The 22,471-nt window shown below is 73.1% G+C and carries 19 protein-coding genes; 8 read left to right on the top strand and 11 right to left on the bottom strand.

Going from position 1 to position 22,471, the window contains the following annotated elements; all coding sequences use genetic code 11:
• Positions 1-29 precede the first annotated feature (29 nt).
• On the bottom strand, positions 30-419 hold the full coding sequence (locus ACIHAR_RS24145; RefSeq protein ID WP_400021711.1) for a Zn-ribbon domain-containing OB-fold protein: 390 nt from the start codon (positions 417-419) through the stop codon (positions 30-32).
• Complete coding sequence (locus tag ACIHAR_RS24140) at positions 416-865, bottom strand: DoxX family protein (RefSeq protein ID WP_365459696.1); 450 nt, start codon at positions 863-865, stop codon at positions 416-418. The genes ACIHAR_RS24145 and ACIHAR_RS24140 overlap by 4 nt, the downstream gene beginning before the upstream one ends.
• Positions 866-1,079: 214 nt before the next feature.
• On the opposite strand from ACIHAR_RS24140, the gene ACIHAR_RS24135 reads away from it, so the two are divergent.
• The 5 genes from ACIHAR_RS24135 to ACIHAR_RS24115 all read left to right on the top strand — a co-directional run bounded on the left by ACIHAR_RS24135 (position 1,080) and on the right by ACIHAR_RS24115 (position 8,997).
• Positions 1,080-2,681 (top strand): subtype B tannase, encoded by a 1,602-nt coding sequence (locus ACIHAR_RS24135; protein ID WP_400021762.1) that lies wholly within the window; start codon positions 1,080-1,082, stop codon positions 2,679-2,681.
• 265 nt (positions 2,682-2,946) lie between these two features.
• Positions 2,947-4,134 carry an NAD(P)/FAD-dependent oxidoreductase gene (locus ACIHAR_RS24130; protein WP_365459699.1) on the top strand — a complete coding sequence of 396 codons (1,188 nt, stop codon included), beginning with the start codon at positions 2,947-2,949 and terminating at the stop codon, positions 4,132-4,134.
• Between the two features lie 122 nt (positions 4,135-4,256).
• The gene (locus ACIHAR_RS24125) at positions 4,257-5,798 is read left to right on the top strand and encodes a flavin monoamine oxidase family protein (protein WP_400021708.1); all 1,542 of its coding nucleotides are present in this window, start codon (positions 4,257-4,259) and stop codon (positions 5,796-5,798) included.
• Between the two features lie 126 nt (positions 5,799-5,924).
• Positions 5,925-8,150 (top strand): acetate--CoA ligase family protein, encoded by a 2,226-nt coding sequence (locus tag ACIHAR_RS24120; RefSeq protein ID WP_400021706.1) that lies wholly within the window; start codon positions 5,925-5,927, stop codon positions 8,148-8,150.
• A 7-nt stretch (positions 8,151-8,157) separates the two neighbouring features.
• Positions 8,158-8,997, top strand: coding sequence for an enoyl-CoA hydratase/isomerase family protein (locus ACIHAR_RS24115; RefSeq protein ID WP_400021704.1), 840 nt, complete (start codon positions 8,158-8,160; stop codon positions 8,995-8,997).
• A 3-nt stretch (positions 8,998-9,000) separates the two neighbouring features.
• Here ACIHAR_RS24115 and ACIHAR_RS24110 read toward each other — a convergent pair whose 3' ends face one another.
• Positions 9,001-9,912 (bottom strand): hypothetical protein, encoded by a 912-nt coding sequence (locus ACIHAR_RS24110; protein WP_400021702.1) that lies wholly within the window; start codon positions 9,910-9,912, stop codon positions 9,001-9,003.
• A 96-nt stretch (positions 9,913-10,008) separates the two neighbouring features.
• Between ACIHAR_RS24110 and ACIHAR_RS24105 the strand changes: the two genes are divergently transcribed.
• The gene (locus ACIHAR_RS24105) at positions 10,009-10,599 is read left to right on the top strand and encodes a flavin reductase family protein (protein ID WP_400021760.1); all 591 of its coding nucleotides are present in this window, start codon (positions 10,009-10,011) and stop codon (positions 10,597-10,599) included.
• A gap of 66 nt (positions 10,600-10,665) precedes the next feature.
• On the opposite strand, the gene ACIHAR_RS24100 is transcribed toward ACIHAR_RS24105, so the two are convergent.
• A complete protein-coding gene (locus ACIHAR_RS24100; protein ID WP_400021700.1) occupies positions 10,666-11,979 on the bottom strand; it encodes an MFS transporter in 1,314 nt (437 codons plus the stop codon).
• Positions 11,980-12,050: 71 nt separating this feature from the next.
• Here ACIHAR_RS24100 and ACIHAR_RS24095 point away from each other — a divergent pair, with 71 nt between their 5' ends.
• Positions 12,051-13,055 (top strand): GlxA family transcriptional regulator, encoded by a 1,005-nt coding sequence (locus tag ACIHAR_RS24095; protein ID WP_400021697.1) that lies wholly within the window; start codon positions 12,051-12,053, stop codon positions 13,053-13,055.
• 12 nt (positions 13,056-13,067) lie between these two features.
• Here the strand turns inward: ACIHAR_RS24095 and ACIHAR_RS24090 are convergent, their stop codons facing one another.
• The 3 genes from ACIHAR_RS24090 to ACIHAR_RS24080 all read right to left on the bottom strand — a co-directional run bounded on the left by ACIHAR_RS24090 (position 13,068) and on the right by ACIHAR_RS24080 (position 16,289).
• Positions 13,068-14,117: a Zn-dependent alcohol dehydrogenase gene (locus ACIHAR_RS24090; protein WP_388752429.1), complete on the bottom strand. Its 1,050-nt coding sequence runs from the start codon at positions 14,115-14,117 to the stop codon at positions 13,068-13,070.
• The gene (locus tag ACIHAR_RS24085; protein WP_400021695.1) at positions 14,117-15,271 is read right to left on the bottom strand and encodes an acyl-CoA dehydrogenase family protein; all 1,155 of its coding nucleotides are present in this window, start codon (positions 15,269-15,271) and stop codon (positions 14,117-14,119) included. Before ACIHAR_RS24085 ends, ACIHAR_RS24090 begins: the two co-directional genes overlap by 1 nt.
• Before the next feature lie 103 nt (positions 15,272-15,374).
• On the bottom strand, positions 15,375-16,289 hold the full coding sequence (locus ACIHAR_RS24080) for an SDR family oxidoreductase (RefSeq protein ID WP_400021693.1): 915 nt from the start codon (positions 16,287-16,289) through the stop codon (positions 15,375-15,377).
• 85 nt (positions 16,290-16,374) lie between these two features.
• Here ACIHAR_RS24080 and ACIHAR_RS24075 point away from each other — a divergent pair, with 85 nt between their 5' ends.
• On the top strand, positions 16,375-17,301 hold the full coding sequence (locus tag ACIHAR_RS24075; RefSeq protein ID WP_400021691.1) for a cyclase family protein: 927 nt from the start codon (positions 16,375-16,377) through the stop codon (positions 17,299-17,301).
• A gap of 512 nt (positions 17,302-17,813) precedes the next feature.
• On the opposite strand, the gene ACIHAR_RS24070 is transcribed toward ACIHAR_RS24075, so the two are convergent.
• The 4 genes from ACIHAR_RS24070 to ACIHAR_RS24055 form a co-directional block, all read right to left on the bottom strand.
• Entirely contained in the window at positions 17,814-18,350 is a 537-nt protein-coding gene (locus ACIHAR_RS24070; protein ID WP_365460081.1) for an ATP-binding protein, read from the bottom strand.
• A gap of 519 nt (positions 18,351-18,869) precedes the next feature.
• Positions 18,870-19,763, bottom strand: coding sequence for an acyl-CoA dehydrogenase family protein (locus tag ACIHAR_RS24065; protein WP_400021689.1), 894 nt, complete (start codon positions 19,761-19,763; stop codon positions 18,870-18,872).
• A gap of 9 nt (positions 19,764-19,772) precedes the next feature.
• Positions 19,773-20,906 (bottom strand): acyl-CoA dehydrogenase family protein, encoded by a 1,134-nt coding sequence (locus tag ACIHAR_RS24060; RefSeq protein WP_400021687.1) that lies wholly within the window; start codon positions 20,904-20,906, stop codon positions 19,773-19,775.
• Positions 20,906-22,189 carry an amidohydrolase family protein gene (locus ACIHAR_RS24055; protein ID WP_365459734.1) on the bottom strand — a complete coding sequence of 428 codons (1,284 nt, stop codon included), beginning with the start codon at positions 22,187-22,189 and terminating at the stop codon, positions 20,906-20,908. The genes ACIHAR_RS24060 and ACIHAR_RS24055 overlap by 1 nt, the downstream gene beginning before the upstream one ends.
• Between the last annotated feature and the right edge of the window lie 282 nt (positions 22,190-22,471).

Here is a 22,471-nt window from a genome sequence, read left to right as displayed (position 1 = left end):
GTGCTCGCGTCCCCCGCGCCGTCCGCCCGTCACCCCCGCGCGAACACCGGCAATCCCTCGCGGAAGGCCACCCACAGCTCCGTCCCGGCGCGGAGGTCCTCCGCGCGCACCCCCACGACCTCCGTCGCCATCCGCGGCCCCTCGGCGAGATCGACGACCGCGACGACGTACGGCGTGCGCTCCCCGAAGGGCGGCAGGTCGTTGCGGTGGACGACGGACCAGGTGTAGAGGGTCGCCCGGCCGCTCGCCGTCTCCCAGGTCACGTCCTCGCTCCAGCAGTACGGACAGAACTCCCGCGGGTAGTGGTGGGCCCGCCCGCACGCCTCGCAGCGCCGGATCAGCAGCCGGCCCTCGGCGGCCGCGTCCCAGTACGCGCGGGTGAAGGCGTCGGTCTCGGGGACGTCGTACCGCGCGCTCATCGGAAGAACCCCAGCGCGTCGTCCACCGACCACGTCTGCCAGGACATCCCGAAGAGCGCCACGACCGAGATCAGCGCCATCATCCCGTTCTGCCCCTGCTCGGCCCAGTCGTGGATCATGAGGATCAGGTAGATCAGGTTGAGGAGCAGACCGGCGGCCAGGGCGACCGGGGTGAGGAAGCCCAGGACCAGCCCTAGGCCGAGCGCCAGTTCCGCAGAGAGGACGACGTGGGCCATCACGCGCGGGCGGGGCCGGACGACCACGGCGAAGCCGGAGCGGACGGCGTTCCAGCGGTGCCTGGCCGCGACGTCCGCCGCCCACGCGATGCCGGAGCCCTCGAGCCAGCTCTTCCTGTCCTTGTGCCGCCAGCTCTCCAGCCACCACAGACCCAGCCCGATCCGCAGGACGGCCAGCCATTCCGCACCGGTGAGCCAGATCGCATCCATAAATCTGACGGTACGTCAGGTGAAGGGATCCGGGAAGTCCTCGGGTGCCCGACGAGGCAAGCCTGTGCGTCCGCCGTGAAGCTGTGGGTCCTCCATGAATACGCACGGATTGTTGGCAATCTTGTTGGCAGTCAGGCTAGGTTCGCAGACGCAACCCGTCGAACGAGGGAGTCGAACCGTGAAGCACAGGGCAGTCAAGCGCAGGTCGGTCGTCATGGGCATCGGCGCCGCCGCGGGCGTCGCGGCGGTGGGCGGCGTCGCCCTCACCGCGCAGGCGTCCGGTGACGCCTCCGCGTCCTCGTCCTCCGCCTCGGGCTCCCTGGTCTTCGACCCGGACGCCTACACCGAGCTGACCACCACGGTCACGGACACGGAGGGCACCGACCACGAGGTCACCTACCACTTCTGGAAGGCGATCACCTACGTCGCCAAGCCGGTCGACGCGACCTACCAGAGCCTGAACGTCAGCGTCCCCGTCACGATCGACGGCACCGCCGTGGACGCCTCCGACGCGCCGATCCTGTTCGCCAACTCCGTCGGCGGGTACATGCCGTCCTCCGTCGCGAACGCGACCGGGATCGGCGGCGGGGGCATGGGCGGCGGAATGGGGGGCGGCACGCCCAGCGGGGCGCCCTCCGGCAGCGCCTCGGCCGCTGCCACGGCCCCCGGCGCCAACGGCAACACCAACGCCACCGGCGGCGCCCTGAGCACCAACCAACTCCTGGCCCTGGCCGCCGGTTACGTCGTCGTCGAGCCCGGCGCCCGCGGCCGTACGCTCAAGAACTCCGCCGGCGAGTACTACGGCGTGGCCCCGGCCGCGATCGTCGACCTGAAGGCCGCCGTGCGGTACGTGCGCGCCAACAAGGGCCGCATTCCCGGCAACACCGACCGGATCGTCTCCGCCGGAACCAGCGCGGGCGGCGCGCTCTCCTCCCTGCTCGGCGCCTCCGGCGACAGCCCGCTCTACGACGAGTACCTCGAGGAGATCGGCGCGGCGGACGCGAGCGACGCGATCTTCGCGACCGGCGCCTGGTGCCCGATCACGGACCTGGAGCACGCCGACGGCGCCTACGAGTGGAACTGGGGCTCCAACGCCACCGGTTCGGGCTCGAAGGTCGACCAGACGGTGTCGACGCAACTGCGGGCCCGGTTCGCCGAGTACCAGGCCTCCCTGAAGCTCGAGGGCCTGAACGGCTTCGGCACGCTCAACGCCCGCAACTACGACGAGTACCTGGTCAAGCAGTACCTGGAGCCGTCCGCGACGACCTACCTCGCGGCCCTCCCGGACTCCGAGCGCGCCACCTACCTCGACGCCCACACCTTCATCACCTGGAAGAACGGCAGGGCCTCCTTCTCCTGGGCCGACTTCCTCACCCACGTCGGCGCCCGCAAGAAGACCGCCCCGGCCTTCGACGCCTTCGACCTGTCGACCGGCGAGAACAACCTGTTCGGCAAGGGCACGACCGTCTCCCGCCACTTCACGGCGTACAGCCTGAAGAACGACACCACGGGGCTGACGAGCAAGCGGCTGGACAGCGACATCCCCGAGCTGCTGCGGCTGATGAACCCGATGTACTTCCTGGTCGAGAAGGCCAACCCGAACCGCACCAAGCACTGGTGGATCCGCCTCGGCGCCAAGGACTCCGACACCTCGCACACGGTGTCCGCCAACCTGGCCGCCGCCGCACACACCCTCGGCGACGACGTCAGCCACCTCTACTACTGGGACCAGGGCCACGGCGCCAACACCGACGCGGGCGACTTCATCGAGTGGATCGCGAAGGTGACGGGTCACCGGACCAAGACCAGGAAGTAGGAAGCCGGCCCGGCAGGAAGCCCGTCCCCGGGCGCTGCCGAGGCTCCCGAACGGCGGTGTCCCGTTTCCCGTCATGACGACCGGACACCGTCCGCCCCCGCGACGCCGGGCCCCCGCGCACCTGGGCCCGGCGTCGCGGGGCGTCCACAATCAGGTGACCTACGTCACCGGCCCCACACACGAGTCGTACAGGCGTGATCGATCCGCAACCAATTCCGGTCTTGACCGAGACCCATCAATCCTGTGCGTGATTACGCTCGCGCTCATGGAAGACTCCGCACCGCACGCGACCCCCGCCGCGATCACCGCTGCGAACCCCGCCGACCGCCCCGTGTACGTCATCGGCGGCGGACCGGGCGGCCTCGCCGCCGCGCACGCGCTGCGCTCGCGGGGGATACGTGCCGTCGTGGTGGAGCGGGCCGACCGGGTCGGCGCGTCCTGGCTGCGCCACTACGACCGGCTGCACCTGCACACCACCCGGCGCCTGTCGGCCCTGCCGGGTCTGGCCATGCCACGCCGGTTCGGGCGGTGGGTGGCCCGCGACGACGTGGTGCGGTACCTGGAGAAGTACGCCGAGCACCACGAGCTGGAGCTCGTCACCGGGGTCGAGGTCTCCCGCGTCGAGCGCACCCCCGACGGCACCGGCTGGCTGCTGCACGCCTCCGGCGGGCGGGAACTGACGGGCTCCGCGGTCGTCGTCGCCACCGGCCACAACCACACCCCGCACCTGCCGGACTGGCCGGGCCGGGAGGCGTACACGGGTGACCTCGTACACGCTTCCGCCTACCGCAACGGCACGCCCTACGCCGGCCGGGACGTCCTGGTGGTCGGCATCGGCAACACCGGGGCGGAGATCGCCGTCGACCTGGTGGAGCACGGCGCCGGGCGGGTGCGGCTGGCCGTGCGGACCGTCCCGCACATCATGCGCCGCTCGACCGCCGGCTGGGCCGGTCAGTACAGCGGCATCCTCGTCCGCCGGCTGCCCGTCGGCCTCGTCGACCGGCTCTGCCGGGTGGCGGCCAGGGCGAGCGTGCCCGACCTGTCCGCGCACGGGCTGCCGCGCCCCGACACCGGCCTGTACACCCGGGCCAGGCAGGGTGCCGTGCCCGTGCTGGACGTCGGCCTGATCGACGCCGTGCGCAAGGGGAGGATCGAGGTGGTGGCCGCGGTGGAGGGCTTCGAGGACGGCAAGGTCCTGCTCGCCGACGGCACCCGGATCTCCCCGGACGCGGTCGTCGCCGCCACCGGGTACGTGCGCGCGCTGGAGGGCCTGGTCGGCCACCTCGGCGTGCTCGACGAGCACGGCCGCCCGGTCGCGCACGGCCCCCGCACCCCGAAGAACGCGCCCGGCCTGTACTTCACCGGATTCACCACCCCGATCAGCGGCACGCTGCGCGAGGTGGCCCTCGACGCGGAACGGATCGCGAAGGCCGTGCGCCGCCAACTCGCTTGATCCCTCTCCTCGTTACCCGTGCACCGGATGTGACGGGAGCGTTGTCCCGCGCCTACGTGCGAAGCCAGAATGTGAGCCCTGTTCACCTTTCCGGCTCCACTCCCTCTCGACGGAGGACGCACGTGGCACGTGAAAGACAGCTCTCCCGCCGCTCCGGCGACGGCCCTTCCGGCCGCTCCGGCGACGGCCTCTCCCGCCGTTCCCTGCTCGGCCGCACCGCCGCCGTGGCCGCCGGCGCGACCGCCCTCACCGCGACCACCGCCGCCACGGCGTCCGCGGCCACCGCGGACGTCGACGTCGCGATCGTCGGCGCCGGGCTCGCCGGACTCACCGCGGCCCGCGACCTGGTCGCGGCCGGCCGGACCGTCGCCGTCCTGGAGGCCCGCGACCGCGTCGGCGGCCGGGTGGTGGGTCTGCCCCTCGCCAACGGCGGCGTCACCGAGGGCGGCGGCGAGTTCATCGGCCCCACCCAGGACCGCATCAAGGCGCTCGCCGACTCCCTCGGCGTGGCGACCTTCGCCACCTACAACACCGGCAGGAACCTCCTCTACAAGGACGGCAGGAAGACGCCGTACGCCACCGACGGACTGCTCGGCGCCGTCCCGCCGATCGACGCGGCCGGGCTCGCCAACGCGGCGATCGTGCAGGCCACGCTCGACGACCTGGCGAAGCAGATCCCGGTCGACGCGCCCTGGACCGCCGCGAAGGCCGCGGAGTGGGACCGGCAGACGTTCGAGACCTGGCTGCGCGCCAACGCCGTCGTCCCGTCCGCCAAGTTCCTCCTCGACGTGGCGTGCACGTCGATCTTCTCGGCCGAGCCCCGTGAACTGTCCTTCCTGTTCGTGCTCTTCTACATCGCCGCGGCCGGCAGCGCCTCGAACCCCGGCACTCTGGAGCGCCTCACCGAGACCGCGAACGGCGCCCAGGAACTGCGCTTCGTCGGGGGCTCCCAGCTGATCCCGATCAGACTCGCCGCCACCCTCGGCGACCGGGTGGTGCTGAACGCCCCGGTCCGCGCGATCACCCGGACGGGCGGCAACTCGTACGTCGTGACCGCCGACGGCGTCACCGTCAACGCCAGGAAGGTCGTCGTCGCCGTACCCCCGCCCCTCGCCGCCCGCATCACGTACGACCCCCTCCTGCCCGCGAGCCGCGACCAGCTCACCCAGCGCCTGCCGATGGCCTCGGTGGGCAAGGCGATCGCGATCTACGACACGCCCTTCTGGCGTGCCGACGGCCTCAACGGCCAGGTCGTCAGCGACACCGGCGTGGTCAGCTCCACCTTCGACAACTCCCCGCCCGACGGCTCGTACGGCGCGCTGATGGGCTTCATCGAGGCCGACAAGGCCCGGGCCCTGGACGCGGCGAGCGAGGCGGAGGTCAGGACCGCCGTGCTGAAGGACTACGCGACCTACTTCGGCGAGAAAGCCGCCTCCCCTTCCTCCTTCGTCCTGCAACGCTGGAACAACGAGGGCTACACGCGCGGCGGCCCCGTCTCCATCGCCGCGCCCGGCGTCCTGACCCAGTACGGCCCGGCCCTGCGCCGGCCCGTGGGCGGCATCCACTGGGCCGGCACCGAGACCTCCACCTACTGGACGGGCTTCATGGACGGGGCCGTGCGGTCGGGCGAGCGGGTGGCGCGGGAGGTGCTGGCGGTCCTGTAGGCCCCGCCGGTCCGCCCGATCCGGGCCCGTTCGTTTCTGTGTGCACGACCATTTCTGACAGGCCGTCAGTTCTGTAATCTGACAGAGCGTCAGTTACTTGGCAGTCACACAGGAGCGGGCGGACCGATGCTTGGATCAACCCACGGCACCCTCACCACCGACTCCCGCCGGGCCCGGGTCATCGCGTGCGGCGAGCAGCCCGGTCCGACCGTGCACGGGCGGCCGGCCGACGCGGACGACCTCGACGTCAGCGGCCGCCCGCTGTATGCGGACGTCCCCGACCTGGACCGCTTCTTCCGGCCCGAGTCGGTCGCCGTCGTCGGCGCCTCGGACGCCGAAGGACGCCCGAACACCGGTGTCACCCGGCAACTGGTGGGCTGGGCGGAGCGGGTGGGGGCGCGGCTGCATCCCGTGCACCCCATCCGCGACTCGGTCTTCGGCATCCCCTGCGTCCGGTCCGTCACCGACCTGCCGGAGCAGGTCGACCTGGCGGTGGTCCTGGTCGCCGACCCGCTGCCCGTGATCGAGCGTCTCGCCGAGGCGAAGGCCAGGTTCGCGGTCGTCTTCGCCTCGGGCTTCGCGGAGACGGGCGAGGAGGGCGCCGCCGCGCAAGGCCGCCTCACGGCGGCCGTGGAACGCTCGGGCATGCGCCTGCTCGGCCCCAACACCAACCTCAACGCCTTCGAGCGCTTCCGCGACGACCTCGACGGACCGGCGATCGCCCTGATCACCCAGTCCGGCCACCAGGGCCGCCCCGTCTTCGCCCTCCAGGAGCTCGGCATCCGGCTCTCCCACTGGGCGCCGACGGGCAACGAGGCCGACCTGGAGACCGCCGACTTCCTCTCCTACTTCGCCGAGCGCCCCGAAGTCGGCGCCATCGCCTGTTACGTCGAGGGTCTCAAGGACGGCCGCGCCTTCCTGCTCGCCGCCGACCGGGCCGCCCGGCGCGGGGTGCCGGTCGTCGCGGTCAAGGTGGGCCGCACCGAGACCGGCGCCCGCACCGCCGCCTCCCACACCGGCAAACTGACCGGTGCGGACGAGGTCGTGGACGCGGCGATGCGCCAGTACGGCGTGATCCGCGTGGACGGGCTCGACGAACTCCAGGACACGGCGACCCTGCTGGCGCGCGCCCGCCCGCCGCGGGCCGACGGGGTGGTGATCTACTCGATCTCGGGGGGCACCGGCGCCCACGCGGCCGATCTGGCGACGGCGGCGGGCCTGCGCCTTCCGACGCTGTCGGCCGCCAAGCAGGCCGAACTGCACCAGTGGATCCCCGACTACCTGCACGTGGCCAACCCCGTCGACAACGGCGGCCATCCGGTGGGGGACCGGCGCGGCCGGCAGATCATCGACGCGATCCTCGACGACCCCGAGGTCGGCGTCCTGATCTGTCCGATCACGGGCCCCTTCCCGCCGTTGAGCGACCGCCTCGTGCAGGACCTGGTGGACGCGGCGGAGCGGACGGACAAGCTGGTGTGCGTGGTCTGGGGATCCCCGGTGGGCACGGAGCCCGCCTACCGCGACGTCCTCCTCCGCTCCTCCCGGGTGGCGACCTTCCGCACCGTCGCCAACTGCCTCACGGCCGTCCGCGCCCACCTCGACCACCACCGCTTCGTACGGGACTACCGCTCCCCCTTCGACCAGGCCCCCCGCACCCCGTCCCCGTCCTTCCGCAAGGCCCGGATGCTGATGCGGCCGGGACAGCAGCTCAGCGAGCACGCGGCGAAGCAGCTGCTGCGGGCGTACGGCATCCGGGTCCCGCGCGAGCAGCTGGTGACCAGCGCGGCGGCGGCCGTACGGGCGGCGGGGCTCGTCGGCTACCCGGTGGTGATGAAGGCGTCCGGCGCACAGATCGCCCACAAGACCGAGCTGGGCCTGGTGAAGATCGGCCTGACCTCGGCCAGCCAGGTCCGCGACGCCTACCGCGAGCTGACCGACATCGCCCGCTACGAGGGCGTCGACCTGGACGGCGTCCTGGTGTGCCAGATGGTCGAGCGGGGCGTGGAGATGTTCGTCGGCGTCACGCACGACGACCTCTTCGGGCCCACGGTGACGGCCGGACTCGGCGGGGTGCTCGTCGAAGTGCTGCGGGACGCCGCCGTGCGCGTGCCGCCCTTCGGGGAGGACCAGGCCCGCGACATGCTCGCCGAACTACGGGGGCGGGCTCTGCTGGACGGGGTCCGCGGGCGTCCCCCGGCCGACCTGGACGCGCTCGTCGAGGTCGTCCTGCGCGTGCAGCGCATGGCGCTGGAACTCGGGGACGACCTCGCGGAGCTCGACATCAACCCGCTGGTGGTGCTGCCGTGCGGGCAGGGAGCGGTGGCGCTGGACGCGCTGGCGGTGTGTCGCTGAGATGAACATGTCCGATTCCCCCCGTACGCCGGCATCGACCGACAAGCCGGACAACGCCCGCGCGTCATGGATACTGCACGCCACTGACAAGCACGTCTCGACCCTCACCCTCAACCGCCCCGAAGCCCTCAACGCCATCACCCCCGACCAGCGCGAACGCCTGATCCGGCACCTCGCCGAGGCCTCCGCCGACCCGGAGGTGCGGGCCGTCGTCCTCACGGGGACGGGCCGCGGCTTCTGCGCGGGCGCGGACCTGCGGGGCGGCCCGCCGGCCGGGGAGCGGATCCCCGGCGACGTGGCCCGCACCCTCCGCCTCGGCGCACAGCGCCTGATCGCCGCCGTCCTCGACTGCGAGAAGCCGGTCGTCGCCGCCGTGAACGGGACGGCGGCGGGCCTCGGCGTCCATCTCGCCCTGGCCTGCGACCTCGTCCTGGCCGCCGAGTCGGCCCGCTTCATCGAGGTGTTCGTACGGCGCGGGCTGGTCCCGGACGGCGGCGGCGCCTACCTCCTCCCCCGCCTGATCGGCCCCCGGCGCGCCAAGGAGCTGATGTTCTTCGGCGACGCCCTCACCGCGGCCGACGCCGAACGCCTCGGCCTGGTCAACCGGGTCGTCCCGGACGGGGAGCTGGACAGGACGGCCCGCGCGTGGGCCGCCCGTCTCGCCGCCGGCCCCACCCGGGCCCTCGCCCTGACCAAGCAGCTCGTCAACGCCTCCCTCGACTCCGACCGCGCCACCGCCTTCGCCGCCGAGGCCGCCGCGCAGGAGATCAACATGACGACGGCGGACGCGAGGGAGGGCGTGGCGAGCTTCGTGGAGCGCCGGGAGGCCCGGTTCCGGGGCCGGTGACGCTCAGGCCTCGGCCTGCGTCAGGATCCGCAGTTCTCCCACGACCGGGCCGCCCACGAACATGAACAGCTCGGGAGCGCGCCCGGTCCCGCCGATCGTCCAGGCCGCCTCGTTCCCGCAGCCGCTGCCGGTACCACGGCCCTCGTCGAGGCGCACCACGACCACGTCCGGGCGCCCGTCCTCGTCCGCCCGGTCGAGGGACCAGGTCCCGGTGCCGTCGCACACGACCGGGTCGGCGTCCGCGAAGGGCTCCGGCTCCGCCGGCATCCGCGTCAGCTCGGCCCGCCCGCCCGGCAGCAGCCGCAGTTCCGCGCCGTCGTCGCCACGCCAGACCCCGGCGACCCGGGTCGCGGACAGTTCCGGAGGCTCGTACCCCCGGACCAGGCCCGTAGCGGTGGCCAGCGCTCCACCCGAGAACGCGAGGACGGACAAGGCGACGGACGCCGCGCCCGCGCGCCACCAGATGCCCCAGGTGCCCGGCACCGTCCGGCGCGCGTACGCCATCGCGAGGACCGGCAGGACTCCGAGCGCCATGAGCACCGGGGCGGTGGTGACGAACGGCCAGTCCCATAGAACGGCGGTCACCACGGCCCACACCGCCCCGACCGAGACCGCGCCCAGCAGATGCCGGGCCCCGGACGGCCGTCGGAGCCGTCCGAACGCGAGGTCGGCGAGGGCTGCGCCGGGCAGCGTGTGGGCGAGCGCGTGCAGCAGGCCCAGCAGCGGCACGTACACGGGCGCGAAGAGGAACACGCAGAGCAGGGCCAGGGCGCCGCCGTAGTCGCGGCCGTACGGGTCGGAAGGCAGGCCGACCAGCCACCAGAGCAGGAACACCGCAGGGAGCTGTGCCGCTCCGGCCGCTATCGCCGCGGTCGCCTCGGTCCCCGGCCGCTTCGACGCCGTCTTCGTGTGCATGCCACCCCACCCCTCGGCGGCAGCGTACGGGCCCCCTTCCCTCCCGCGTGCACGGCCCTTCCTATCTGACACCCCGTCAGTTTCAATGGGGGCGTGATGGGACACGCAGGCATGGCGGCGGCGGCCGTCCGCTTTCTCCGGACCCACCGGGCGGCGCCGGTCGAGCCGCTCCCCCGCCCCGAACTGCGCTGCGTCCGCGACCACGAGCGCGCGCCAGTCGACCCCGGCGAGTTCCGCCGCGTCCTGGGACACTTCGCGACGGGCGTCAGCGTCATCACGGCCCCCGCGGCCGACGACGAGGACACCCCCGCCGGTTTCGCCTGCCAGTCCTTCTCCTCCCTCTCCCTCGACCCGCCCCTGGTCGCCTTCATGGTGGGCCGCACGTCCGCGACCTGGCCGCGCATCGCCCGCTCGGGCGTCTTCTGCGTCAACGTCCTCAGCGCGGCACAGGCAGGCCTGTGCCGCGCCTTCGCGGTGAGCGGGGCCGACAAGTTCGCGGGCGTCGCCCACGACAGGGCCCCCGCCTCCGGCTCGCCGCGCCTGGCGGGCACGCTCGCCTGGATCGACTGCACGATCCACGCGGTGCACACGGGCGGCGACCATCTGATCGTCGTCGGGCGGGTGGAGGCGCTGGGCACCGGCGAGGAGGCGGCGCCGCTGCTCTTCCACAAGGGACGGTTTCTGTAGACCGCCCCGATCAGACCGCCCCGAATCAGACCGCCCCGAATCAGACCGCCGCGAGGGCGGGCGCCGTCAGGCCGCGGACAGCCCCGGCGCCGCCACCGGCCGCCGCCGGATCACCAGCGCCATCAGCGCCGCCGCCGCGCACAGCGCGCCCGAGGCGTACCAGACGACGTCGTAGGAGCCGAAGACGTCCCGGGCGACGCCGCCGAGGAAGGCGACCAGGGCGGCGCCGACCTGGTGGGAGGCGAGGACCCAGCCGAAGACGATGGCGCTGTCGTCGCCGTACTGCTCGCGGCACAGGGCCAGGGTGGGCGGGACGGTGGCGACCCAGTCGAGGCCGTAGAAGACGATGAAGAAGATCATCGGCGGATGGACCGTCGGGGCCAGCAGCATGGGGAGGAAGAGCAGGGAGATGCCGCGCAGGGCGTAGTACACCGCCAGCAGGCGGCGCGGTTCGAAGCGGTCGGTGAACCAGCCGGAGGCGATGGTGCCGACGACGTCGAACACGCCGATGACCGCGAGCAGCGAGGCCGCCGCCGTGACGGGCATGCCGTGGTCGTGGGCCGCGGGCACGAAGTGGGTCTGGACCAGGCCGTTCGTCGAGGCGCCGCAGATGGCGAAGCTGCCGGCCAGCAGCCAGAACGGGCCGGTGCGCATCGCGGAGAGGAGGACCGTGACGGCCCGGCGCGCGGCACCCGTCACCGGCGCGGGCTTCGGCACGAACTCCCGCGCTCCGTACGGCTTCAGGCCCACGTCCGCCGGGTGGTCGCGCAGCAGCAGCCACACGAAGGGGACGACGACCAGGGCGGAGAGGGCCACGGTCACCGCCGCCGGGCGCCACTCGTACCGGGTGACCATCCAGGACAGCAGCGGCAGGAAGATCAGCTGGCCGGAGGCGGAGGCCGCGGTGAGGATGCCGCTGACCAGGCCCCGGCGCTCGGTGAACCAGCGGTTGGTGACCGTCGCCGCGAACGCCAGGGCCATCGAGCCCGAGCCCAGGCCGACCAGCAGCCCCCAGTACAGGAGCAGTTGCCAGGCCGCCGTCATCCACACCGTCAGGCCCGAGCCGATCGCGATCACGGTCAGGGCCACGGCCACGACCCGGCGGATGCCGAAACGGTCCATCAGCGCGGCCGCGAACGGCGCGGTGAGCCCGTACAGCGCGAGGTTGACCGAGACGGCCGCGGCGATCGTGCCGCGCGACCAGCCGTACTCCTGGTGCAGCGGGTCGATGAGCAGTCCGGGCAGCGAGCGGAAGGCCGCCGCGCCGATGATCGTGACGAAGGTGACGGCGGCGACGAACCACGCCCGGTGGATGCGGGGCCTTCCGGCACGGGGCGCCTGTCCTGCGATCTCTGCCGCGGTTTCGGATGTCTGGGTCACGCCCTAGAGCTTCCGGTACCGGACCACGCCCATCGAGTGGCCCGAAGGACAGTGTTCGTTAGGATCGGGCCATGAGCCGAGAGCCGGAGCCCGCCGCTTTCCGTCCGCACCGAGTCGTCGTGCTCGCCCTCGACGGCCTGCTCCCCTTCGAGCTGGGCATCCCGCACCGCATCTTCGGCCGCCCCAAGGGCCCCGACGGACGGCGCCTGTACGAGGTCGTGACCTGCTCGGTCCGCCCGCCCGGCCCGGTCGAGACGGACGCCGACTTCGCCGTCCAGGTCGCGCACGGCCCGGAGACCCTGGCCACCGCCGACACCCTGATCGTCCCCGCCTCCTACGAGCTGGGCCCGGTCTTCGAGCAGGGCGTGCTGACCGACGAGCTGGCCGCCGCCCTCGCGCACCTGCGCCCCGGCACCCGCCTCGCCTCCATCTGCACCGGCGTCTATGTCCTGGCCGCCGCCGGCTTCCTCGACGGCCGCCCGGCGACCACCCACTGGGCCGACGCCGAGCGCCTCCAGCGGCTCTTCCCGCGGATCGCGGTCGACCCGGACGTGCTGTTCATCGACGACGGCGACGTCCTGACCTCGGCGGGCGTCGCCGCCGGCATCGACCTGTGCCTGCACATGGTCCGCCGCGACCACGGCACCGCCTTCGCCAACGAGGTCGCCCGCCGTACGGTCGTACCGCCGCACCGCGACGGCGGGCAGGCGCAGTACATCGAGCGGCCCGTCCCGCATCCGCAGCACGCCACCACGACCTCCGCGCGCGCATGGGCGCTCGGGCGCCTCCACGAGCCCATCCAGCTGCGCGACATGGCCGCGCAGGAGTCCATGTCGGTACGGACCTTCACGCGCCGCTTCCGCGAGGAGGTCGGCGTCAGCCCGGGCCAGTGGCTCACCCAGCAGCGCGTCGAGCGCGCCCGGCACCTGCTGGAGTCCACCGACCTGTCCGTCGACCAGGTCGCCCGCGACGCCGGGTTCGGCACCGCCCAGTCGATGCGGCAGCACCTCCAGGCGGCACTGGGGGTGACGCCGACGGCGTACCGGCGCACCTTCCGGACCGCCGTCGGGCCGTGAGCGGGCCCGCGGTCAGAAGGTGAGGACCGCCCGCGCCACCCGCCCCGCCTCCGCGTCCGCCGCGGCCTTCCCGAAGTCCTCGACCGGGTAGGTCCGCGTGACGAGTTCGTCGAGGAGGAGCCGCCCCTCGCGGTACAGGTCCGTGTACAGGGCGATGTCCCGTTGCGGACGGGAGGAGCCGTAGCGGCAGCCCAGGACCGACTTGTCCAGGTAGAGGGACGAGACGCGGAAGGAGGCCTCCGCGGCCGCGGGCGGCACGCCCAGCAGAACGGCCTGGCCGTGCCGGTCGAGCAGGTCGATCGCCTGCCGGATCAGCTCCACCCGCCCGACGCACTCGAAGACGTGGTCGGCGCCCGTCGGCAGCACCTCCCGCACCCCCTCGGCGGACGTCAGGAAGTGGGTCGCGCCGAACCGCCGCGCCACCGCCTCCTTCGCCGGGTTCGCGTCGACGGCCACGATCCGCGACGCGCCCGCGATCCGGGCGCCCTGGAGGACGTTGAGCCCGATCCCGCCCGTGCCGATGACGACCACGCTCTCCCCGTGGTCCACGCGCGCCCGGTTGAGCACGGCCCCCACACCGGTCAGCACCCCGCACCCGATCAGCGCGGCGGAGGCCGGCGGGACGTCCTTCGGGATCCGGACCGCCTGCACGGCCTTGACCACGGTCCGCTCGGCGAAGGCGGAGTTCGACGCGAACTGGTACACCGGCCGCTCCCCGCGGGTGAACGGCTGCCCCGGCCGCCCGATGGCCCACCGGCACATCGTCGGCCGCCCCCGGTCGCACTCCGCGCACGTCCCGCAGTTGGCGAGCGTGGACAGCGCGACGTGGTCCCCGGGGACGACGTGCGTGACGCCCGCCCCGACCGCCTCCACCACGCCCGCGCCCTCGTGCCCGAGCACCACGGGCGCCGGGAACGGGATCGTCCCGTCCACCACCGACAGGTCGCTGTGGCACAGCCCCGCCGCCGAGACCGCCACGAGCACCTCACCGGGCGCCGGATCCCGTACGACGAGGTCGTCGACGACCTCGGCCCGCTTCCCGTCGAACACCACGCCTCGCATCAGACGACCCCCTTGCGCTCCCTGGGCAGGCCGAGCACGCGCTCGGCGATGATCGTGCGCTGGATCTGGTCCGTGCCGCCGTAGATCGTGTCGGCCCGTGAGAACAGGAACAGGTGCTGCGCGTCGTCGAGTTCGTACGGCGCCGAGGGCGACCACTCCACCGGCCCGACGCCCGCCGCCGCCCCCCGCACCAGCACCGCGGCCTCCCCCAGCCGCTGGTGCCAGCCCGCCCACAGCAGCTTGGCCGCGCTGGGCGCCCCCGGCCCGCCGGAGCCCCCCAGCGTCCGCAGCGCGTTCCACCGCATGGCCCGCAGCTCGGCCCACAGCCCCACCAGCCGGTCCCGTACGACGGGATCCTCGGCCGCCCCGGTCTCCACGGCCGTCCGCAGCACCCGCCCGAGCTCCTGCGCGAACCCGATCTGCTGGGCGAGCGTCGACACCCCGCGCTCGAAGCCGAGCAGGCTCATCGCGACCCGCCATCCGTCGCCCACCTCACCGACGACGTGCTCCGCGCGCGCCTGCGCCCCGTCGAAGCAGACCTCGTTGAAGTCGCTCGTGCCGGTCATCTGCCGGATGGGCCGCACCTCGACGTGCCCCGGCTGATCCATCGGCACGAGCAGGAAGGACAGCCCCCGGTGCCGCGTCGACCCCGGGTCGGTACGGGCGAGCACGAAGCACCAGTCGGCCTCGTGCGCCAGCGAGGTCCAGATCTTCCGGCCGGTGACGCGGTACGACCGTCCTCCGGCGGCGAGTTCGGCCCGCGTACGGACTCCGGCGAGGTCGGATCCCGCGCCCGGTTCGCTGTAGCCCTGGCACCACAGCTCGGTTCCGGCGGCGATCGGCCGCAGGAAGCGGGCCTTCTGCTCCGGGGTGCCGTGCGCGAGAAGGGTGGGGGCGAGGAGGTTCTCCCCGATGTGCCCCGAGCGGGGCGGGGCGGCCGACCGGGCGTACTCCTCGGCCCAGACGACCTGCTGGGTGAGGGTGGCGGTGCGGTTGCCGTATCCCCCCTCCGGCCAGCCGATCCCGACCCACCCGGCCGCGCCGAGGGTGCGCTCCCAGATGCGGCGGTCGGGGGCGTGCGGTGCGTTCGCGGCCAGCCAGTCCCGGGCTTCGGTACGGAACGCGTCGTCCTCGGGTACGGGTGCGAAATCCACGGCACCGCCTCAGGCCGGGGTCGAGTCGAACGGCTCGAGGGGCGCGGGGAACCGAGCGGCCGGCCGGGGACGCCCCGCACCCCGAGGTCTGCGACAGGCGCGCTCACACATTCGGCCTCTCCCCTTCCCGGGCGGCGCGAGCCATCTCCTCCACCCGCGCCAGCATCGGCATCGGATCCGTGCCCACCGACCCGGGCAGCACGTCCGCGATCCGCTCCGGCGTCCAGGAGCCGCCCTCCGTGTAAGCCGCACGCAGTTCACGCGGCTGCGCCCACACCGCGATCTTCGGCCCGGCGACCGTGTACACCTGCCCGGTGACGCCCTGCTCGCGCGCGCGGTCGGACAGCAGGTACACGACCAGCGGGGCGACGTCCTCCGGTTCCCCGATCTCCGCCAGCTCCACGGGGACCCCCGCCGACATCCGCGTCCGCGCGACCGGCGCCACCGCGTTGGCGGTCACGCCGTACTTGTGCAGCCCGAGCGCGGCGCTGCGCACGAGGGAGATGACGCCGCCCTTGGCGGCGCTGTAGTTGGCCTGGGAGACGGAGCCCTGGTGGTTGCCGCTGGTGAAACCGATCAGGGTGCCCGACCGTTGCGCGCGCATGACCGCGGAGGCGGCCCGAAAGACGGTGAACGTGCCCTTCAGGTGCGTGGCGACGACCGGGTCCCACTCCTCCTCGGTCATGTTGAACAGCATCCGCTCGCGCAGGATCCCGGCCACGCACACGACCCCGTCGAGCCGTCCGTACGCCGCCATGGCCGTGTCCACGACCCGCTGCCCGCCCGCCATCGTGGAGATGTCGTCGGCGACCGCGACGGCCTGCCCGCCGGCCGCCTCGATCTCCTTGACAACGGCCTCGGCGACCTCGCTGGTGGGTGAGGCGCCGTCCACGGTGACGCCGTGGTCGTTGACGACGACCCGGGCCCCCTCCGCCGCCGCGGCGAGCGCCACCGCCCGCCCGATGCCTCGCCCCGCGCCGGTGACGGCCACGGTCCTGCCGGTCAAGAAGTTCCCCACGCCCGGCCCCTTCCCACGGTTTCTGACGGTCCGTTAGATTTTTGACCCGTAGGACACCCGGCGACAAGCCCCGGGGAGGCACCGAATGGCACTGCCCGCCGAGTTCCACGACATCGCCGAGCGCGTCAACAACTGGGGGCGCTGGGGCGCCGACGACGAGATCGGCACCCTCAACCTGATCACCGACGAGGTCGTGCGGCGGGCGGCCGCCGAGATCCGCACCGGCCGGCGCGTCCCGCTCGCCCTCCCCCTGCGCGAGGACGGCGTGCAGACCGGGATGATCCCGGGGCGGGTCAACCCCCTGCACACGATGGTGCAGATCAACCAGGAGATCTTCGGCCCGGGCACGGTCGCGTGCAGCGACGACGCCGTGACCATGGGGCTGCAGGCGGCCACCCACTGGGACGCGCTGACGCACGTCTCGCACTCGGGCCGGCTCTACAACGGCCGCCCGGCCGGCACCATCACCCCGCACGGGGGCGCCGAGTTCAGCGGCATCGACAAGGCGCGGCACGTGGTCTCGCGCGGGGTGCTGCTGGACGTGGCACGCGCGCGCGGCGTCGACCGGCTGGACGGCGGGCACGCGGTCACCCCGGAGGACCTCGAGGCGGCGGAGGAGCTGGCGGGGACACGGGTGCGGGCCGGCGACATCGCGCTCGTCCGGACCGGGCAGGTCCGGCTGTACCTCTCCGGCGACAAGCACGGGTACGCGCATCCGTCGCCGGGCCTGTCGCTGCGGACGCCGGAGTGGTTCCACACGCGCGATGTGGCGGCGGTCGCCAACGACACCCTCACCTTCGAGGTGTTTCCGCCCGAGATCGACGACCTGTGGCTGCCGGTGCACGCCCTCGACCTGGTCGAGATGGGGATGCTGCAGGGCCAGAACTGGAATCTCGAAGAGTTGTCCACAGCCTGTGGACAAGAGGGGCGTTACACGTTCCTGCTGTCGGCGATGCCCGAGCCGTTCGTCGGCGGGACCGGCACTCCGGTGGCGCCGGTGGCCGTTCTCTAGACGGAAGAACGCCGGATGGCGGCGCGCGCCTCCCCCACTCTCGACCGCGCTCGAGCGGGAGGTGCCTCGAACCCCGCCCCGAGCACGGCACCGCGCGCCGCCATCCGACTCGGCGTACCTTCCCCCGCTCTCCGCTCCGCTCGAGCGGGGGACCCCCATCGGCTCCCCTCGACCCTGAGAGACCCGACGCCGAGTCAACGACCCGCACTCGCCGAGGGCTCCCGTCACCGAAGCCCTCGCCGTCCCCTCGCAGCGAATCGCTGCCCACAAGCGTGATCAAACGGACACGTCGCGTCAACACCCGATCGGGGATTCATTCCTTTCGCCCCGTTTGTGACGGGCGCGCACAGAAGCACACCCGGGCGCACCGACGTCCCGCCGGAGAGGCGGCGACAGCGCTTTCTGCATCCGTGCACCTCGACCCCGCACGGTTGCGCACCCGCACACCCGTGCACCGCGGGCGTCACTCCGTCCGCCACGCCTCCGCCCGGACGCCCCCACGCCCGTGCGCCTCACACGGCCTCGTACGCGAACCCGCCGTAGGCGGGCCCCTGGTACGCCACCGCCGGCTCGGGCAGGGCCCCGGCCCCACGCTCCGCCGCGCCCGCGCGGTCCACCGTCGTCCCGCGGTCGACCGCGCCCGCGACGGGCCGCGCACAGCGGTCGAGTTCACACCAGATGCGCTTGCCGGGCGACTCGACGACCCAGCCCCAGCGGTCCGCGAGACCGTCGACGAGGGCCAGGCCGCGGCCACCGGTGGCGTCGTCGTCCAGACACCGGGGAACGGGGGCCCTGCTACTGCTGTCGGCCACCTCCAGGCGGACGGTGGACTCCCCCGCCTCCTCGTCCTGACCGCGCGGCAGGGAGAGCCGCAGCACGGCGGGGCGACCGGTGTGCACCACGGCGTTGGTGACCAGCTCGGAGACGAGCAGGACCAGCGTCTCGGCGAGCGCCTCGTCGACCTCTATCCCGGACCCGGCGAGGCGCGAACGGGCCCACCTCCGGGCCCGACCCACCTCAGCGGGGTCGGGCCGGATCTCCAGCTGCACTTGAAGCACCTGCACCGCTCACACCATCCGAACCGGCGGACACATGGCCGCGCGCCACGTGAGCCACGCAAGCCACGCGAGCACCATGACGACGAGGGCCACGATCGTAGCCATTTTCTGCATGACCAGAACAACAGCCAGAGGCAGGGTGACGGAACGTGAATCCCTTACGAGACAGCTTGATTGACGTACAGTCACCTCAACAAGCGCTTCGGGCATATTCCAGCGCGAAGGAGTACTCGTGCGGCATACTGTGCGACGCTCACCCGGAAGAGTCGAACAGACGGGGCTCCGACGGACATCCGCCCTGCGAGCAGGCGGGTGCACGGCGGCAGCGGAGGCAGCCCCGGGGGCACCACCGGCACGGCTCGCGCTCGGAACCACTCGCATCTCACAGACGGTACCCGAGCGACTCCCCGACTCCGGGCCGTGACGGGTCACGCCTCGGACACAACCACAATTCACGCTCCGTGACTGCGGTGCGCCACGATCCGCGACATCCGGCCCGCCGATCCGGCGTCACCGCAGGCCGGCGCCCTGCCGCCCGCTTCCCGACAGCAGGTCCCGCGCGAGCAGTTCCTCACTCTCCGTAGCACCTCCCGCACGCCGGGTGCGCACCCACGCGCGCTTCAGCAGCAGGTGCACCTCCGCCTCCCAGGTGAACCCCATACCGCCGTACACCTGGAGACAGTCGCGGGCGCCGCGCACGGCGGCCTCGTCGGCGAGGAGCCGGGCGGCCGCGACGTCGGCCGGGTCGACGGTGACGGCCGCCGCGTGGACGGCCGCACGGGCCACCTCCACCCGCACCCACAGGTCGGCGCACAGGTGTTTGACGGCCTGGAACGCGCCGACGGGCCGGCCGAACTGCTCGCGTGTCCGGGCGTGTTGCACGGCGAGCTCGCACGCGCGCGTGGCCGTGCCGAGCTGTTCGGCGGCGGTCAGGAGGACCGCGACGGGATCCGGGGCCCCCCGGGCGGGGACCCGGTGCAGTGGCGTCAGGGGATCCACCGACCGCACGGCCACGGCCCCCTCCGCCTCCCCCAGGACCACGTCCGCCTCGTCCAGCCACTCCACCAGCCCGCCGTCGACGGCCGCCACGACCGTCTCCCCGGTGGCCGCCCCCGGCGTCCCGCCCGCCGCGAGATGGGTGGCCACCAGCGGACCCGGCAGGAGTGCCCGGCCCGCCTCCTCGAAGGCCAACACCGCCTCGGGCAGCCCGAGTCCGACCCCGCCGTCCGCCTCCGGCAGCCGCAGCGCGAAGAACCCGGCGTCCCCGAGCTCCCGCCACAGCGCCCGGTCCAGTACCGGCCGCTCGACGGCCGCGCGCAGCTCCCCGGGGCCGAACCGCCGGGCCAGCACGGCCCGCACGCCGTCCCGCAGCGCCCGCTGGTCCTCCGTCAGTCGAAAACGCATCGCGCAGCCTCACCGCCCCTTCGGCAGCCCCAGGATCCGCTCGCCCACGATGTTCCGCTGGACCTGCGAGGTCCCGGCCGCGATGGTGTACGACAGCGACGACAGCCGGTCGAGCACCCAGGGCCGGTCCAGGTCGAGGGCGCCGTCGCCGAGGACGTCGGCGGCGGCGTCGTACAGCTCCTGGCGCGCGTGCGAGTACCTCAGTTTGAAAACCGAACCCCTGACGCCGGGCACACCGCCCGTGGCCTGCGCCTCGCTCACGTTCCACTGCGTGAGCCGCCACAGCGCCCGGAACTCGGCGTTGAGCCGGCCGAGCCGCCGCCGCAGCGCGGGATCGTCCCAGCGCCCGTTGCGCCGCGCCTCGCCGGCGAGTTCGCCGAGCACGCGGCGGCAGGCGACGACCTCGCCCACGAAGGCGGTGCCGCGCTCGAAGGACAGGGTCACCATCGTCACCCGCCAGCCGTCGTTCTCCTCGCCCACCCGGTTCGCGACCGGCACCCGCACCTCGTCGAGGAACACCTCGGCGAACTCGGCGGACCCGGCGAGCGTGCGCAGCGGCCGTACGGTGACGCCGGGCGCGTCCATCGGCATGGCGAGCCAGGTGATGCCGCGGTGCCGGGGCGCCCGCGGGTCCGTGCGGACCAGCAGCTCGCACCAGTCGGCGACTTCGGCGTGCGAGGTCCAGATCTTGGAGCCGCTCACCACGTAGTGGTCTGCGTCGCGCCACGCGCGCGTGCGCAGGGAGGCGAGGTCGGAACCGGCGCCGGGCTCGCTGAAGCCCTGGCACCAGACCTCCTCGCCGCGCAGGATCGGCGGCAGCCAGCGGGCCCGCTGGGCGTCCGTGCCCTCGGCGGCGACGGTCGGACCGGCGTGCAGCAGCCCGACGAAGTTCGCGCCCACGTAGGGCGCGCCCGCCTTCTCCGTCTCCTCCAGGAAGATCAGACGGACGCCCGGCGGGGCGTCCCAGTGCACGTGCGCGTACCCCGCCTCGTACAGCATCCGCTGCCAGCCGAGGTCGTAGGCCCTGCGGGCCGGCCAGTCCTCCGGGGACGGCTTCGCCGGCAGCGTCGGGAGCGCCTTGGCCAGCCACTCGCGCAGGCGGGCCCGGAACTCCGCCTCCTCCGGTGCGTCCGCGAGGTCCATCAGCGGCTCGGGCCGAGGTCGCCGTCGGGGCCGGGGGCACGGCCGGGGTGGGGAGCGCGGCCGGCGCCGGCTCCGGTGCCGCCGTCGGGCGCACGGTCGAGGTCGAGGCCGAGCATGCGGATCGCGTTGCCGCGCATCAGCTTGTGCACCGTCTCGTCGTCGAGGCCCTTCACATGGTCGAGGGCGACCTCCTTGGTGTGCGGGAACGTCGAGTCGACGTGCGGGTAGTCGGTCTCGAAGGTGGCGTTGTCCCGGCCGACGACGTCGATCGAGGCCACGCCGTGCTTGTCGCGGAAGAAGCAGCAGAAGATCTGCCGGTAGTAGTACGTCGACGGCGGCTCGGGGACCAGGTCGCGGACCCCGCCCCAGGCGCGGTGCTCCTCCCAGACGTCGTCGGCGCGTTCCAGGGCGTACGGCACCCAGCCCATCTGCCCCTCCGAATAGGCCAGTTTCAGCGTCGGGAACTTCACCAGGACCCCGCTGAAGAGGAAGTCCATCATCGAGGCCATGGCGTTGTTGAAGGACAGCGACGCCTGGACGGCGGGCGGGGCGTCCGGGGACGCTGCCGGCATCTGCGAACTGCTGCCGATGTGCATGTTGATCACCGTCCCGGTCTCCTGGCAGACCGCGAAGAACGGGTCCCAGTAGCCGGAGTGGATGGACGGCAGGCCCAGGTAGGTGGGGATCTCGGAGAAGGTCACCGCGCGCACCCCGCGGGCGGCGTTGCGCCGGATCTCCGCCACCGCGAGGTCGATGTCCCACAGCGGGATCAGGCACAGCGGGATGAGCCGCCCGCCGCTGTCCCCACACCACTCCTCGACCATCCAGTCGTTGTAGGCGCGCACACAGGCCAGGGCGACCTCCTTGTCGTGCGCCTCGGCGAAGGTCTGCCCGCAGAAGCGGGGGAAGGTCGGGAAGCAGAGCGAGGCCTCGACGTGGTTGAGGTCCATGTCCGCCAGCCGCGCCCTGGGGTCCCAGCACCCCCGCCGCATCTCCGCCCGCGTGATGCCCTCCAGCGTCATCTCGTCGCGGTCGAAGCCCACGGCGGCGATGTTGCGCTTGTACGGGAACTTCAGGTCCTCGTAGATCCACCAGTCGGTGGGCTGGCCGGCCGGGTCCATCGTGATCTGGTACTTGCCGCCGACGTAGGCCAGCTCGCCGATCCCGGCGGTGAGGGGCTGAGGGCCGCGGTCGCGGTACTTCCGCGGCAGCCAGGTCTCGAAGAGGTGCGCGGGCTCGATGACGTGGTCGTCGACGCTGATGATGCGGGGCAGTTCGGTCATGGGTCCCCTCCGCCTGGCGGACGCGTCCTGATGGACCGTTGCTGGTGGGCCGTGGTGGGCCGTCGTGGGCTGTTGCTGGCGGGCTGTGCCGATGGACCTTTTCCGGCGAGCCGACTCCGATGGAGGTCTTGCGAGCGCCGCCCGAACCGGGCGATTCATGGGTAACTGACGGTTCGTCAGATCGGCCTCTCGCCCAGCAGGCTAGTCCGCACCCCCTGGACCGACAAGGCGACGAGCCCTACGCTCTGCCCACAATCTGACTGACCGTCAGCTCTTGGGGGT

The sequence above is a fragment of the Streptomyces sp. NPDC052016 genome (genome assembly GCF_044548445.1).
Taxonomy (GTDB): domain Bacteria; phylum Actinomycetota; class Actinomycetes; order Streptomycetales; family Streptomycetaceae; genus Streptomyces.
Note: the sequence above shows the minus strand (reverse complement) of the source record. Positions and strands in the feature narration are given on the sequence as shown.